Origin of the sequence: Streptomyces sp. NPDC059567 (genome assembly GCF_042735655.1) — a bacterium.
GTDB lineage: Bacteria > Actinomycetota > Actinomycetes > Streptomycetales > Streptomycetaceae > Streptomyces.
On the sequence record NZ_JBHWBS010000007.1, the window covers coordinates 77,374 to 91,376 of the forward strand.

The 14,003-nt window shown below is 72.7% G+C and carries 12 protein-coding genes and 1 pseudogene; 7 read left to right on the forward strand and 6 right to left on the reverse strand.

Translation table 11 applies throughout. The features are described from left to right. Positions 1 to 43: 43 nt before the first annotated feature. Together ACFVZW_RS05950 and ACFVZW_RS05955 are read left to right on the forward strand one after the other, a co-directional pair. Positions 44 to 1,445 (forward strand): annotated as a pseudogene (locus tag ACFVZW_RS05950) (MFS transporter); the annotation flags it as partial. Positions 1,446 to 1,574: 129 nt separating this feature from the next. Continuing rightward, the gene (locus ACFVZW_RS05955) at positions 1,575 to 2,678 is read left to right on the forward strand and encodes a PP2C family protein-serine/threonine phosphatase (RefSeq protein ID WP_384517301.1); all 1,104 of its coding nucleotides are present in this window, start codon (positions 1,575 to 1,577) and stop codon (positions 2,676 to 2,678) included. Positions 2,679 to 2,697: 19 nt separating this feature from the next. Here ACFVZW_RS05955 and ACFVZW_RS05960 read toward each other — a convergent pair whose 3' ends face one another. Beyond that, positions 2,698 to 3,504, reverse strand: a complete 807-nt coding sequence (locus tag ACFVZW_RS05960; protein ID WP_384517304.1) for a hypothetical protein — start codon at positions 3,502 to 3,504, stop codon at positions 2,698 to 2,700. Between the two features lie 421 nt (positions 3,505 to 3,925). Between ACFVZW_RS05960 and ACFVZW_RS05965 the strand changes: the two genes are divergently transcribed. Then, positions 3,926 to 4,960 carry an alpha/beta hydrolase gene (locus ACFVZW_RS05965; protein WP_384517307.1) on the forward strand — a complete coding sequence of 345 codons (1,035 nt, stop codon included), beginning with the start codon at positions 3,926 to 3,928 and terminating at the stop codon, positions 4,958 to 4,960. Next, positions 4,878 to 5,750 (forward strand): CocE/NonD family hydrolase C-terminal non-catalytic domain-containing protein, encoded by an 873-nt coding sequence (locus ACFVZW_RS05970; RefSeq protein WP_384517310.1) that lies wholly within the window; start codon positions 4,878 to 4,880, stop codon positions 5,748 to 5,750. Before ACFVZW_RS05965 ends, ACFVZW_RS05970 begins: the two co-directional genes overlap by 83 nt. 109 nt (positions 5,751 to 5,859) lie before the next feature. Here ACFVZW_RS05970 and ACFVZW_RS05975 read toward each other — a convergent pair whose 3' ends face one another. The 3 genes from ACFVZW_RS05975 to ACFVZW_RS05985 all read right to left on the reverse strand — a co-directional run bounded on the left by ACFVZW_RS05975 (position 5,860) and on the right by ACFVZW_RS05985 (position 9,077). After that, positions 5,860 to 7,245 carry an NtaA/DmoA family FMN-dependent monooxygenase gene (locus tag ACFVZW_RS05975; protein WP_384517312.1) on the reverse strand — a complete coding sequence of 462 codons (1,386 nt, stop codon included), beginning with the start codon at positions 7,243 to 7,245 and terminating at the stop codon, positions 5,860 to 5,862. After that, positions 7,242 to 8,345 (reverse strand): LLM class flavin-dependent oxidoreductase, encoded by a 1,104-nt coding sequence (locus ACFVZW_RS05980; protein WP_384517315.1) that lies wholly within the window; start codon positions 8,343 to 8,345, stop codon positions 7,242 to 7,244. Before ACFVZW_RS05980 ends, ACFVZW_RS05975 begins: the two co-directional genes overlap by 4 nt. 318 nt (positions 8,346 to 8,663) lie before the next feature. Then, entirely contained in the window at positions 8,664 to 9,077 is a 414-nt protein-coding gene (locus ACFVZW_RS05985; RefSeq protein ID WP_383563190.1) for a cupin domain-containing protein, read from the reverse strand. A 52-nt stretch (positions 9,078 to 9,129) separates the two neighbouring features. Between ACFVZW_RS05985 and ACFVZW_RS05990 the strand changes: the two genes are divergently transcribed. Continuing rightward, entirely contained in the window at positions 9,130 to 10,110 is a 981-nt protein-coding gene (locus ACFVZW_RS05990) for a helix-turn-helix domain-containing protein (protein WP_384517319.1), read from the forward strand. 10 nt (positions 10,111 to 10,120) lie between these two features. Here ACFVZW_RS05990 and ACFVZW_RS05995 read toward each other — a convergent pair whose 3' ends face one another. Then, positions 10,121 to 10,705, reverse strand: coding sequence for a nucleosidase (locus ACFVZW_RS05995; protein WP_384517322.1), 585 nt, complete (start codon positions 10,703 to 10,705; stop codon positions 10,121 to 10,123). Positions 10,706 to 10,783: 78 nt separating this feature from the next. Between ACFVZW_RS05995 and ACFVZW_RS06000 the strand changes: the two genes are divergently transcribed. Further along, entirely contained in the window at positions 10,784 to 10,987 is a 204-nt protein-coding gene (locus ACFVZW_RS06000) for a cold-shock protein (protein WP_329112575.1), read from the forward strand. A gap of 599 nt (positions 10,988 to 11,586) precedes the next feature. Here the strand turns inward: ACFVZW_RS06000 and ACFVZW_RS06005 are convergent. After that, positions 11,587 to 11,955: a hypothetical protein gene (locus tag ACFVZW_RS06005; protein WP_384517325.1), complete on the reverse strand. Its 369-nt coding sequence runs from the start codon at positions 11,953 to 11,955 to the stop codon at positions 11,587 to 11,589. A 93-nt stretch (positions 11,956 to 12,048) separates the two neighbouring features. On the opposite strand from ACFVZW_RS06005, the gene dnaK reads away from it, so the two are divergent. Continuing rightward, complete coding sequence (gene dnaK, locus ACFVZW_RS06010) at positions 12,049 to 13,926, forward strand: molecular chaperone DnaK (RefSeq protein WP_384517327.1); 1,878 nt, start codon at positions 12,049 to 12,051, stop codon at positions 13,924 to 13,926. Positions 13,927 to 14,003: the final 77 nt, after the last annotated feature.

The following is a 14,003-nucleotide window of genomic DNA, read 5'->3' on the forward strand; positions in this document are numbered from 1 at the left end:
CAGCCCGCCCCCCCCCCCCCCCCCGCCCCCCCCCCCCGCCCCCCGCGGGGCGCAGCCCCCCCGTTGTAATGCCCACCCCCTCGCTACCGGGGCGGGGGGGGGGTTGTTTTTTTGGTGGGGGGCCCCCCCCCCGCGACCGCTACGGCCACCGGCGGCTCTTCGCCCTCGGAACGCTCGGATTCGCCGCCGCGTCGGCGGGCATCGCGCTCGCCCCCGGGATCGGCTGGGTGATCGGCCTCCGCGTGCTCCAGGGCGTGTGCGGGGCGCTTCTGCAACCGGCCACGCTGGGGATGCTGCGCGCCGCGTTCCCGCCCGACCGGCTGGCCATGCCGGTCGCCCTGCGCACCAGCGCGATCGGTCTCGCCGCCGCGGCGGGGCCGCTCATCGGCGGTGCGCTGGTCAGCGGCAACGGCTGGCGGTCCGTCTTCGTCCTCACCGCGATCCCGGCCGTCGTGATCGGCCTGCTCGCCCTCGCGGTCCCCGCCCCGACGGCGGCCGTCGGGGCGGTACGTGCCCTCGGCCCGGTCGCTGCCCCCGGCCCGGTCGCGGCTCCCGTACCGGGCGAACGCCCAGCCGACGCCCGCGCGTCCGCTCACCCCCCGCCGCGCCCGCGCGGCGGCTCCCTCGCCGCGCTCGACCTGCCCGGCGCCGTCCTGCTCGCCGTCACCCTGGGTTGTCTGGTCCAGGTGCTGGTGGCGGCGCCGGAGTCCGGCTGGACCTCGATGACCACGCTCGCCCTCGGTGTCGCCGTCGTGGCCGGAGCGGCCTTCGCCCGGCACGAGCGGCGCACCGCCCGTCCGCTCGTGCCGCCGGCCCTCCTGCGGTCCCGGCCCGTCGTCGCGGGCCTCGTCACGCTCCTGACCGCGTCGGCCGCGCTCTTCGGCTCGCTCTTCGTCGCGACGTACTTCCTCCAGGACGTCCGCGGACTCGACCCACTGGCGACCGGCCTGTGGGTGCTGCCCCTCGCCGTCATGATGGTGGTCGGCGCTCCCGTCGCGGCCCTGCTGCAACGCCGATTCGGCCCACGCCCTACGACGGCCGGCGGGGGAGCCCTGCTCGCCCTCGGCGTGCTGCTGCTCTCCCGGCTCGACGCGTCGGCGACAGCGCTGCCGACCGGTGCCTGCTTCGCCCTGGTGGGCGCCGGGTTCGGCACGGTCATGGCCACCGCCACCGCCGTCGTCGTACACCGGGCGCCCGTCGCCGAGGCCGGCGTCGCCGGCGGACTCCAGCAGACCGCCATGAACATCGGCCCGGCGCTGGGCGTCGCCACCGCGACCCTGCTGCTGACACTCGACGCGAACGCCGGCTTCGTGCCCGCGATGGAGACCACGTTCCTGGTCCTGACCGCCGTCGCGGCGCTCGGCGCGGCGGCCGCGCTCGGACTGCCCGGCCGCGCCGCGCCCGCGAAGGAGCCGGAGCTTCCCCGACCCGTGCCCCGGCCCTGACCGGCCGCGGACACCTGCCGCGGGCGCCGGGCCACGTGGGGGACACCCTGGTGCCCGCGCCGGTCCCGTCGCGGACACGCCCGGTACCGGCGTCCGGCCCCCACCGCACTCACTGCGTACGATCACGAAATGCCCTCAGGCGATCACCGCGACCGCTCCCTCTCCCGGCCGCGTACGCAGATCAACATCGGCCGGGCGCTCCCGGTCCTGGTCATGATCCTGACGGTGCTGGCCGACAGCCTCACCGCCGACGCGGAACGCTACGACCGGCTCCTGGCCGCCGCGCCCGCCCTCGCCGCCGTCACCTGGAGCGTCCGGGGCACCGCCCTGATCGGGCTGCTCGCCATGGTGGTCGGCGGGGTGCTCGCGGCGGACAGCGGTGAGCCGTTTTACCCCGTCATCGTGGCCAACGAACTGGCTCTGGCGGCAGTGACCGCGGTCGCCGTCTGGGTGAGCCGGGCCCGGCTGCGCTACGAGCGGAACCTGCGCGAGGTCACCGCCATCGCCGACGTCGTGCAACGGGTGGTGCTCCGCCCGCTCCCGCCCCGGCTCGGCCCCGTCGACCTCCACCTGCTGTACGTCGCCGCCGCCGCCAAGGCCCGGATCGGCGGCGACTTCTACGAGGCCGTCCACGTGTCCGGCGCCGTGCGGCTGATGCTCGGCGACGTCCAGGGCAAGGGTCTCGGCGCGGTCGAGACCGCCTCCGTGCTGCTCGGCTCCTTCCGCGCGGCCGTCTACGACACCCCGGACCTGTCCGCCCTCGCCGACCGGCTGGAGGAGGGCCTCAGCCGCTACGGCGCCTGGGACCCCGACTCCGACGCGGCCGAACGCTTCGCCACCGTCGTCCTCGTCGAGATCCCCGACGAGGGGAACGTCGCACGCCTCCTCAGCTGCGGCCATCCCGCCCCGCTGCTCCAGCACGGCACCCGCGTACGGCCCGTCGACTTCACCGACCCGTCCCTGCCGGTCAACCTGGCCGTCCTGCTCCCCGCCCACCACCGGGTGGAGGAGGTCCCCTTCGGGCCGGGGGACCGGCTGCTGCTGTTCACCGACGGAGTCAGCGAGACCCGCGACCGCGCCGGCACCTTCTACCCCCTCCAGGAGCGGATGTCCCGGTGGGTGGCGGAGCCGGGCGAACGCCTGCCCGCCCTCCTCCACGAGGACCTGTCCGACTACGGCTCGGGCGGCCTCGACGACGACGTGGCCGCGGTCCTCGTCGTACGGCGCCCCTAGAGGCGCCGACCCCGGCCGCCTAGACCGCGTCCGGCACCGACTCGTACAGCACCGTGTGGAACCGGCCCTCCGACTCCCGTCCCGCCGGATCCGCGCCCAGCGCGCGGACCGCCTCGACGGCGAAGCGCTGCTCACCGGCGTCGGTGAACAGCCGCTGCGGATACGTCCGTGCCGGATCGGCGAAGGTCCGCAGGCCATAGGTCGCCAGACACTCGGCGATCGGCCGGTACGAGACCGTACGCAGGACGAACGCGCTCACCCGCAGCGGCCGCCCGGACCATTCGAGGAGCGCGGCGAAGGTGCGCCGGGTGAGATAGCTGCCGCCGCCGGTCAGCGTGATCAGACCGACGCCGGCCATCGCCGCCCGCAGTCGGGGGCTCGGTGGCGCGCCCTCCTCCAGGTTCTCCGCGAAGGCGTCGTCGAGGAGCCCGACCTCGCGCGCGTACCGCAGCGCGTGCCCCGCCACATCCAGCCCGATGACCGGCGCGGCGTCAGAGCGGCGCCGGGCGGCGTAGAACTCCTTGTCCTGTACGGCCAGTTCGGCGGAGGTCAGACCGCCGGCCGCCGGATCGGTGTAGCGCGCGTACAGCTCGGCCATGGTGACGTCGTGGTTCATGAGCGCGGCGTTGATCCCGTACGAGCAGCACAGGTCGAGCACCGTCCCGCCGCCCCGCTCGGCCGCCGCGCGCCGGAAGGCGCCCTGGGCCTGCTGGGGTATCTCGTACTCCAGCGGCGCGAGGCGCCGGAAGTACGCCCGTGGGTCGGGCTGGTCGTAGATGTCGTCGAACCGCGCCTTGCCGCCCGTACCCGACCCGGACCCGTTCATCCGTCCCGCCTCCCTCGAACCGGCGGCACCCGCCCCGTACGCGACTCGCGCCACAGGCACCGCATCCGGTGGGCATCCTGCTCGGAAGGCGACCCGGCGCTCGCGTCCGCATCGGGGGCGCACAAGAACTCCACCCGGACCGCGGGGCGGCTCCAGGGCGGGGCCCACCCCTCCAGGATGGTCTCGCCTTCGGCCGACCGCACGGGGGAGGGTGCCGGGAGCGGCCGGGCGCCCCGGGGCCGCCCCGTCCCAAACGTGGACTTCCGGGCATTCGGTGTCGCTCATGCCCGGGTTCGGTGCCTCGCGCGCTGTTCATGCGCTCTCTGGTGGCTCTGTCCGCAATGCGTTTGGCTGGGCCGGCCGTCCGCGGAGCGGACGGTCAGCGGACGATCAGCAGTTCAGACGAGAGGAACGGGTGCACGTGCCCCAGGAGAATCCCTTCAGCTCGCTCGACGACTTCGGCTCCGACGACCATGGAATCACCGCCGCGGAGATCGCCCAGCTCTCCGAAGACGGGGTGTGGGCCGCGGACGGGACGGTCCATCCCGTCGCCGTACGGCTCGGTCGGACCCTCACCGTCGCCCTCCAGAACCGCGGCGGCGACGGAACGCTCCCGGGCGACCTGAGCGAGACCGTCCGGCAGGTGCTGGGCCTCGCCGTTCCCGCCTACCCCCGGATCGAGACGTCGGACGGCCACAAGCTCTCCGCCTTCACCCTCAAGCAGCTCGCGCCCGGCCCCCACCCGCTCGTCGTGGTGCCGGCCGGCTGGCATCCGTTCGGCTGGCCCCTCTTCATGTGGGCTTACCTCACCCTGGCGCGGAGGGGCTACCACGTCCTCGCCTACACACCCCGCGGGCTCGGCCTCCCCCTCCTGCCCTCCACCTCCGAGGGCTTCATCGACGTCGGAGGCCCGTACGACTGGGCCGACGGCTCCACCGTCATCGACTACGCCGTCGACCATCTCGCGCCCAGCGCCATCGGCTTCTTCGGGGAGTCGTACGGCTCCGGCATCAGCCAGCTCGTCGCCGCCCACGACGAGCGGGTCGACGCCGTCGTGGCGCTGAGCACCTGGGGCAACCTCGGCACCAGCCTGTACGACCACCACACCCGGCACGTCAAGGCCGTCGAGGCGCTTCTGAGGCTCACCGGAGGCCCCGTGGAGGACAAGTTCGACGAGGAGAACCGGCGCATCCTCGCGGACTTCCAGGCCGACCGGAACATGGACGCGGTGGTCACCTGGGGGAACGTCCGCGCACCCGAGTCGTACGTCGGCCTGACCAACGACCACGGCACGCCGACCTTCTTCTCCAAACACCTGGCACGAGGGCCTGTTCCCGGTCAACGAGGTCCTGACGACCTTCAACCAGCTGGAGGTGCCCAAGCGCCTCAACATGTGGATCGGCGACCACGCCGCACCCGAAGGCGCCGGGCTCGTCCGCCCGGTCGCCGAGAGTGAACCGCTGGCCGAGGCGTACGACTGGCTCGACCGCCATCTGAAGGGCGCCGCGAACGGGGTGGACGACTGGGACCAGGTCTGCAACCAGGTCATGTTCACCTATGTCACCGAACCGGAGCTGGACCCGGTGACCGGGGAGCCGACCGGCAGGAACACCATCGTCGAGAAGGCGAAGCGCGAACAGCGCGCCGACTGGTCCGACGTCACGACGAGCATCGAGCGGTTCGGCCTGACGGGCGGCGGGGGACAGGGGGCCGACGGCAGGCTCGTCGCGGGCGAGGCGACCGGCTGGGAGCGCGCGTTCGTCGCCGGCGTGGACACCGAGGCCACGGCGATGGAAGCGCTCATGAAGACCGGCCAGGAGGAATGGGCCGGCAACCCCAGGATCTACGACTCCCGGAAGATCGACCGCGCCCACGCCGTGGTCTGGACGACGGAGCCGCTGACCGAAGGCCGGCGCGTCCGCGGCATCCCGCGGCTGCGCCTGACCGCCCGCAGCACGGCCCGCTCCGCGAGCCTCTTCGCCCATCTCTTCGACGTCGCACCCGACGACACGGCCCGGATCATCACGCACGAGCCCTTCAACCTGTACGGACTGACGCCCGATCAGGAGACCGCGGTGGAGTGGCCCTTGCAGGCCGCCGCGTACGACATCGCGGCCGGACACCGGCTGATGCTCGTCATCGACAGCAAGGACCCGTTGTACGGAGACGCCTCCGTCGCCTGGACGCAGACCGTGATCGGCTCACCGGAGGGCGACCCGTCCATCCTCGATCTGCCGCTCGGCTGACGTCGACGATCGATGCGGGGCGGGGGCCACTCTCGCACCTGTGTTCTCGGGCGGCGATTTTGTGTGTAGGGGGGGGGGGGGGGGGGGCCCCCCCCCCCCCCCGCGCTCTCTAGTCCTCCGGGTCGTGCGCCCGGCGGGCCTCGCGCAGGCCGAGATGCTCCCTCAGTGTCGTACCGGTGTAGGCGCTCCGGTACGCCCCTCGTTCCTGGAGCTCCGGCACGAGCAGGTCCACGACGTCGTCGAGCCCGTCGGGAATCAGATACGGCGAGATGTTGAAGCCGTCGATCGCGCCGTGCCGCGCGAAGCGAACGAACTTCTCGGCGAGACCGGCGGGCGTGCCCACATGCCCGCGCTGCGGCCCCAACTCGATGACCGTCTCGCGCAGGGACCAGCCGTTGGCCTCCGCCTTCGCCCGCCACTCGGCCACCACGGCCCGCGGATCGGCGATCCTGCGCGCGCCGAACGCGCCCGTGTTCTCCACGACCACCGGGTCCTCGGCGGGCAGCGGTCCGTCGGCGTCGCGCCCCGAAAGATCGATGCCCCACAGCAGACCGGCGATGCCCAACGCGGCGGCGGGCGTGACCTGTTCGAGCCGTACCCAGCGCGCCTTCTCCTCCGCCTCCTTCTCGGTGGCCCCGATGATGATCTCCGTACCCGGCAGGATCCGCAGATCGTCCTCGGGCCGCCCCGCCGCCCGCAGCCGGCGCCGGATGTCCTCGGCGAAGGCGAGCGCGTCGTCGAACTCCGTACCGTGGGCGGAGAAGATGACGTCCGCGTGCCGGGCGGCGAAGTCGCGGCCGTCCGCGGAGTCGCCCGCCTGGAAGATCACCGGATGGCCCTGTGCGCTGCGCGGCAGTGTGGGGGCGAGGTCGAGGTCGAACTGCGCCCCTCGGTGGCGCACCCGGTTCACCGCGCCGGGCACCGACCAGGACCGGGCGTCGACGGTGTCGGCGATCGCACCGTCGGCCCAGCCGTCCCAGATCGCCCGGGCGGTGGTCAGGAACTCCTCGGCGCGCCGGTAGCGGTCGGCGTGGTCGAGGAATCCGCCGCGCCGGAAGTTGGCGCCGGTCCAGGCGTTGTCGGTCGTGACGATGTTCCAGCCGGCCCGGCCCCGCGAGAGGAGATCGAGCCCCGAGAGGCGCCGTGCGAGGTCGCCCGGCTCGTTGAACGTGGTGTTCGAGGTGCTCACCAGACCGATCCGGTGCGTCACCGCGGCGAGCGCGGAGAGCTGGGTGATCGAGTCGGGGCGTCCGGCGACGTCGAGATCGTGGATGCGGCCGTCCACCTCGCGCAGCCGCAGCCCGTCGCCGAGGAAGAAGGCGTCGAAGAGGCCGCGTTCGGCGGTCTGCGCCACCCTGCGGAACGAGTCCGGGTCGATCTGCGAACCGCTCGCGGGATCGGACCAGATCGTCCAGTGGTTGACCCCCTGGAAGAACACGCCGAGGTGCAACCGGGCGTCCGGGCGCGGCACATCGGAGAGGTCGGTGCGGGTCATCGTGCGGCCTCCTCGGCGAAACGGCTCGCGGGGCGGGGGAGGCCCAGCGCGGTGCGGAGCGTGGCGCCCGGCAGCGGGCGGACGGCGATCCGGCGGACGAAGAGCTCCGGGAGGACCAGACGGGACAGCACGGCCAGATCCTCGTCGAGGACGAGCGGATGCAGCCGCACTCCGTCGACGTGACGGCCCAACTCTTCCAGGAGCGCGACGAGTCCGGACGCGGAACCGGTGTAGCGCAGCCGGTTCCCGTCGTCCGGCGAGGGCGGCCCCCAGGGCGCGTGGCGCTCCAGATCCGCGATCCGCTCCCGGGCCGACTCCCGCGGGGTGTCCAGGGCCACCTCGACCTCGGCGAACGCGAGCGGCGCGCCGGCGGCGGCCGCGGCCTCCCCCACCTGGGCCGGGGTGGCGCCGTCGGCCAGGGCGATGTCGATCAGCTCGGGCGGTACGAGACCGGTGCGGGCGATCACCACCGGCCGGCCCTGGGGCGGTCGCGGCACGATCGCTGGGCCCTTGACCGCGTACGTCTCGCCCGTGAAGTCGATGTAGTGCAGACGGTCCCGGTCGAGATAGCGGCTCGTGGCAACGGACCGGATGACGGCGTCGTCCTCCCAGGAGTCCCACAGGTCGCGCACCACGCGGAGCGCGTCATGGGCCTCCCGCGCGAGGGCCTCGGCACCCCCCACCCGAGGCCGCCCCCAGGCGCGGGCGGCCTCGGCGCTCTCCTCGGTGGTCACCAGCCACGCGGCGCGACCGGTGGAGACGTGATCGAGGGAGGCGAGCTGCGAGGAGACGTGGAACGGCTCGGCGTAGGTGGTGGCGACGGCCGGGGCGATGCCGAGCACACCGGTCGACGCGGCGATGAACGCGGCGCGCTCCACCGCGCCGACGCGTCCCACCGGGTCGGTGCCGGAGCCGGGCGGGAGGAGGCTGTCGTCCAGGGTGACGAAGGTGAATCCGGCGTTCTCGGCTACGGCCGCGACCCGCGCGAGCCGGCGCGGGCTCAGCAACTCACCGGGTGTGTGGGCGGCCCGCCGCCAGGCGGCCGGATGAGCACCGTCGCCGTCGATCTCCACGGCGAGACGCAGGGCTGGATGGGGCATGGGGGTCCTTCCGAAGGCACACGTGAAACCGCCGGGCGCGTCGAGGACGCGACCGGGGCGAGGAGGTGATCAGACGTGTGCGGAAGGACAGATGGCGGAGGACGTACGGCAGAAGTCGACATGCCGCCGGCAGCACAACCGCGCACCGGCCCGCACGCCACCACGGGGCGTCGCAGTCGGTGTCCGCACAGGTGCCTCCACACATTCGGAAGGGAACGCTTCAGCTTAGGCAGGCGACCTTCCGGGCTGTCAAGAACGTTTGTCCGCCCATGCGGTGGGGTGCGATGCGCCGCCGGGGCGCCTCGTCGGACTGACGGCTCAGCCGCCGAGCGCGTGGCCCGTCGTCGCGTCGACGTGGTCCGGGATCTCGTCGTGGCGGTCGCCGACCGACAGCGTGCCCGTGGGTTCGAAGAGCAGGATCGACGCGCCGGACGGGGCGTACGGGCGGTGCTCGACGCCTCGGGGGACGGTGAAGACCGAGCCGCGCGGCAGCGTCACCGTGCGCTCCACCCCCTCCTCGCGCAGCGAGATGTGCAGCTCGCCCTCGATCACGAGGAAGAACTCGTCGGTGTCGTCGTGCGCATGCCACACATGCTCGCCCGCCACCTTCGCCACGCGCACGTCGTAGTCGTTCACCTGCGTCACGATGCGCGGACTCCACAGGTCCTCGAACGAGGCGAGCGCCGCCGAGAGGGCGACGGGGTCACTGTTCACAGAGGTCTTCTGGCTCATACGGCCATCCTGCGCCCTGACCGCCGCCTGGTGTGAGTGCTAGAAAGAGCATATGCCGCAAGGATCCTCGCACGCGTCGCCGCACCGCGTCGTCGTGATCGTCGACGCCAACTCCAACCCCTTCGAGCTGGGCTGCGCCACCGAGGTCTTCGGTCTGCGCCGCCCCGAACTCGGTCGCGATCTGTACGACTTCCGCCTCTGCTCGCCCGAGCCCCGCACCCTCATGAGGGACGGCTTCTTCACCCTCACGGGCGTCGCCGGGCTCGATGCGGCCGACACCGCGGACACCCTGATCGTCCCCAACCGCCCCGACGTCGAGGTCCCGCGCCGCCCCGCAGTGCTCGACGCGATCCGGCGCGCCCACGCCCGCGGCGCACGCCTCATCGGCTTCTGCAGCGGCGCCTTCACCCTCGCCGAGGCCGGAGTCCTCGACGACCGGCGCGCCACCGCCCACTGGCAGTGGGCGGACTCCTTCCGCGCCCGATTCCCCTCCGTACGCCTCGAACCGGACGTCCTCTTCGTCGACGACGGCGACATCCTCACCGCTGCCGGCAGCGCCGCCGCACTCGACCTCGGACTTTACGTTGTCCGCCGCGACCACGGCGCGGAGGTCGCCAACTCGGTCAGCCGCCGGCTCGTCTTCGCGGCCCACCGTGACGGCGGACAGCGGCAGTTCGTCGAGCGTCCGGTCCCCGACATGCCCGACGAGTCACTCGCCCCGCTGCTCGCCTGGGCCCAGGAACGCCTCGGTTCCCCGCTGACCGTCGCCGGCCTCGCCGCCCGCGCGGCCGTCAGCCCGGCGACGCTGCACCGCAGGTTCCGTGCCCAGCTCGGTACGACCCCGCTGGCCTGGCTCACCGGCGAGCGGGTGGCGCTGGCCTGCCGCCTGATCGAGCGCGGCGAGTCCCGCTTCGACGTCGTCGCCCGCAGCAGCGGCCTGGGTACGGCGGCCAATCTGCGGGCCCTGATGAACCGCGAGACGGGGCTCTCCCCGTCCGCGTACCGACGCCGCTTCGGCCCGGCGGCCGGCTGACCCCGGACCCTCAGGAGCGGTACGGAGTGTGGGCCTCGGCCCACTCCGCGAGCGCCCGGGCACAGTCCGCGACCGACTCCCGCCAGGTCCTGGCCGCGCCGTCGCCCGCCTCGTCGCTCACGTGCTTGACGATCCGGATCGGCACCCCGGCCAGGCCCGCGGCGACCGCCAGGGCGTAGCCCTCCATGTCGACCAGCGTCGCCCGCTCGGCCAGCCTGGCCCGGGCTGCCTCGGCGGAGATGAAGGCGTCGCCGGTCGCGAGGGTTGCCTCACCGCCGTCCGGCAGGGCCAGCGGCTCCCCGTAGGTCTCACCGGTCAGCGTCGCGAGCAGCTCGCCGTCGAGATCGTGCTGGATCACCGTGCCGACGACGTGCGTGCCGGTCCACCCCGGACGAAGCGCCCCCGCGGTCCCGAGATTGATGACGGCGGAGGGGCGCGGGCCCCGGCCCAGGACGGTCGCCAGCGAGGTCGCCGCGTTCACCTTGCCCATACCGGTCAGCAGGATCGGCAGATCCGTGTCGAGGAACTGCGCCTCCTCCTTGACGGCAAGGACGAGCAGGGGGCGGTCGGGGGTGATCTCTCCGATGAGTTCCATGCGCCCACGCTACCCGCCGGGACTTCCCGGCCGCTCCGAGGGACGATGGAGGTGTCCCCATTCGCCAAGGAGATCGCCATGGCAACCGGAACAGTGAAGTGGTTCAACGCGGAGAAGGGCTTCGGCTTCATAGCCCAGGACGGTGGTGGCCCGGACGTCTTCGTCCACTACTCGGCCATCGCCAGCACCGGATACCGCGAACTCCAGGAGGGACAGAAGGTCGAGTTCGACGTCGTCCAGGGCCCGAAGGGACCCCAGGCGGAGAACGTCACCGCAGGCTGAAGCCCCGGCACAGCGACTGACACCGAAGCACCGGCGCGCCGCGTCGAAGCGTCGCGCTCCGGCCCGACGACGCCGGGTCAGATACTCCAGCGGAGTACCGCCCCCAGCCCGCCGGCCGGGCCGCGTGTCCCCTCGGGTACCACGAGCACGTCGCAGTCGGCCGCCGCGGCCGCTCGCAGCACCGCGTCGTCCGCCCGCGCCTGCTCGGGCCGGGGCACCCCCATCGCACGGGCCTCGCCCCGCTGCACGGCCACCTCGTCGACGCCCGGGCCGATCCCAGACCTGGCGGCCCGCGTCGGCGGCCTCCGGGGTGAGCAACAGCGTGGCCACCTGGTGGTTGCGCGCGGCGTCCACGACCGCCGGGATCCCTTCCGCCGCCTCCCCGGGGCCGGTATCCACCGAGACAGCTCGGCGCCGCTCATCGGCCAGGGGCGTGGGTGCGAGGCCGTCGCGGCCGACGAGCCAGACGTGTCCGTTCGTATGCGGAGCGTGGTGGCGACGCGCACTCTCCCCGCCGTCGCCCCGCGCCTCACGGGTGCCCGTCGGCCACCACGGCAAACCGGGTGGCCCGGGGCGCCCTGCCCGAGACCGCCCCGTCGTCAGCTCAGCCAGTCCGTGGGGACGTACGGCCGGAGTTCTCGTACGGCTCGCTCCGGATCGGGGTCGGAGACGGCCAGGCGGCCGTACGCCGCGCCGCGGCGCAGCTCGACGCAGACCACCGGCCTGCCTGGCACCACCACGGCGAAGTCCTCCCCGTCGGGCAGGACCCGGGTTCCCACGCACAAGCGGTCGGGGATCCAGAGCCCCCGGCCGCGCAGCCCCCGAAGGGCCCGCCACCAGTCCGGCTCGACACGCACCTCGCGCAGCGCGGTCAGCGGGACGCGGAGCCGCCTGCGGCGTGCGGCCAGCTTCTCGCGCAGGGACAGCCGGACGACGATGTCGGTGCCTTCGACCGTCACCCGAGCCATCACGCCTCACCGCCGCCCGTCACGACACATCTCCTTCCATGATCGGGCCGCTTGTGGGTAGCTGCCAGACGGGGACGGGTGGAGGAGAGGGCCATGTCACGCGCAGTCGGTATCGACCTCGGAACGACGAACTCCGTCGTGTCCGTCCTGGAGGGCGGCGAGCCCGCGGTCGTCACGAACACCGAGGGCGCGCGGACCACGCCGTCCGTCGTCGCCTTCGCGAAGAACGGCGAGGTGCTGGTCGGCGAGGTCGCCAAACGGCAGGCCGTGACCAACGTGGAGCGCACCGCCCGGTCGATCAAGCGTCACGTCGGAGACGCGAAGTGGCGCTTCCCGGAGAGCGGTGAGATCGACGGCAGGCGCTATACGGCGCAGGAGATCTCGGCGCGGGTGCTGCAGAAACTGAAGCGGGACGCGGAGGCGTATCTGGGCGAGGACGTCACGGACGCCGTAGTGACCGTGCCCGCGTACTTCAACGACAGCCAGCGCACGGCGACGAAGGAGGCCGGTGAGATCGCGGGTCTCAACGTCCTGCGCATCATCAACGAGCCGACGTCCGCCGCGCTGGCCTACGGCCTCGACAAGGAGAGCGACCAGACGATCCTCGTCTTCGACCTCGGTGGCGGCACCTTCGACGTGTCGCTCCTGGAGATCGGCGAGGGCCTGGTCGAGGTGAAGGCCACCAACGGTGACACCCACCTCGGTGGTGACGACTGGGACCAGCGCGTCGTCGACCATCTGGTGAAGCGGTTCAAGAACGCGTACGGCGTGGACCTGGCCAAGGACAAGATGGCTCTCCAGCGTCTCCGCGAGGCGGCGGAGAAGGCGAAGATCGAGCTGTCGGCGGCGACCGAGACGTCGATCAACCTGCCGTACGTGAGTGCTTCCGCCGAGGGGCCGCTGCACCTGGAGGAGAAGCTCACCCGGGCCGAGTTCCAGCAGCTGACCGCCGACCTCCTCGAGCGCTGCAAGACGCCGTTCCATCAGGCGGTCGAGGACGCCAGGGTCGAGGTGTCCGACGTCGACCATGTGATCCTGGTGGGCGGTTCCACCCGGATGCCCGCGGTCACGGAGCTGGTGCGGGAGTTGACGGGGAAGGACCCGCACAAGGGTGTGAACCCGGACGAGGTCGTCGCCATCGGCGCCGCCCTGCAGGCCGGTGTGCTGAGGGGTGAGGTCAAGGACGTCCTGCTCCTCGACGTGACCCCGCTGTCGCTTGGTATCGAGACCAAGGGCGGCATCATGACCAAGCTCATCGAGCGCAACACCACGATCCCGACGAAGCGTTCGGAGGTCTTCACGACGGCGGAGGACAACCAGCCGTCGGTGCAGATCCAGGTGTTCCAGGGTGAGCGCGAGATCGCGGCGTACAACAAGAAGCTCGGCATGTTCGAGCTGACCGGTCTGCCGCCGGCCCCGCGCGGCGTCCCGCAGATCGAGGTCGCGTTCGACATCGACGCCAACGGCATCATGCACGTGACCGCGAAGGACCTGGGCACGGGCAAGGAGCAGAAGATGACCGTCACCGGTGGCTCCTCGTTGCCGAAGGACGAGGTCGACCGGATGCGCCAGGAGGCCGAGAAATACGCGGACGAGGACCACCGTCGTCGTGAGGCCGCCGAGTCCCGCAACCAGGGCGAGCAGCTCGTCTATCAGACGGAGAGGTTCCTCAAGGACAACGAGGACAAGGTCCCCGGTGAGGTCAAGGCCGAGGTCGAGGCCGCTGTCGCCGAGCTGAAGGAGAAGCTCAAGGGCGCGTCCGGCGAGGGCGACGGCACGGAGGAGATCCGTACGGCCACCGAGAAGGTCGCGGCCGTCTCCCAGAAGCTCGGCCAGGCCATGTACGCCGACGCGCAGGCCGCCCAGGCGGCCGGTGGCGACGCCCCGCAGGGCGAGGCCAAGGCCGAGGAGGACGAGGTCGTGGACGCCGAGATCGTCGATGACGAGGAGGAGCGGAAGCGCGGCGGCTGAGGGTCAGCCGAGCGACAGTCCGCGCTCCTCCAGGCTCTCCTGGATCACACGCAGCGCGTTGGGGCCCACGCCGTGCA

Excerpts from the sequence above, each read along its gene's own strand:
- ACFVZW_RS05955 (WP_384517301.1), top strand. The coding sequence starts at position 1,575 with ATGCCCTCAGGCGATCACCGCGACCGCTCCCTCTCCCGGCCGCGTACG.
- ACFVZW_RS05960 (WP_384517304.1), bottom strand. The coding sequence starts at position 3,504 with ATGAACGGGTCCGGGTCGGGTACGGGCGGCAAGGCGCGGTTCGACGAC.
- ACFVZW_RS05975 (WP_384517312.1), bottom strand. The coding sequence starts at position 7,245 with ATGACCCGCACCGACCTCTCCGATGTGCCGCGCCCGGACGCCCGGTTG.
- ACFVZW_RS05980 (WP_384517315.1), bottom strand. The coding sequence starts at position 8,345 with ATGCCCCATCCAGCCCTGCGTCTCGCCGTGGAGATCGACGGCGACGGT.
- ACFVZW_RS05985 (WP_383563190.1), bottom strand. The coding sequence starts at position 9,077 with ATGAGCCAGAAGACCTCTGTGAACAGTGACCCCGTCGCCCTCTCGGCG.
- ACFVZW_RS05990 (WP_384517319.1), top strand. The coding sequence starts at position 9,130 with ATGCCGCAAGGATCCTCGCACGCGTCGCCGCACCGCGTCGTCGTGATC.
- ACFVZW_RS05995 (WP_384517322.1), bottom strand. The coding sequence starts at position 10,705 with ATGGAACTCATCGGAGAGATCACCCCCGACCGCCCCCTGCTCGTCCTT.
- ACFVZW_RS06000 (WP_329112575.1), top strand. The coding sequence starts at position 10,784 with ATGGCAACCGGAACAGTGAAGTGGTTCAACGCGGAGAAGGGCTTCGGC.
- ACFVZW_RS06005 (WP_384517325.1), bottom strand. The coding sequence starts at position 11,955 with ATGGCTCGGGTGACGGTCGAAGGCACCGACATCGTCGTCCGGCTGTCC.
- dnaK (WP_384517327.1), top strand. The coding sequence starts at position 12,049 with ATGTCACGCGCAGTCGGTATCGACCTCGGAACGACGAACTCCGTCGTG.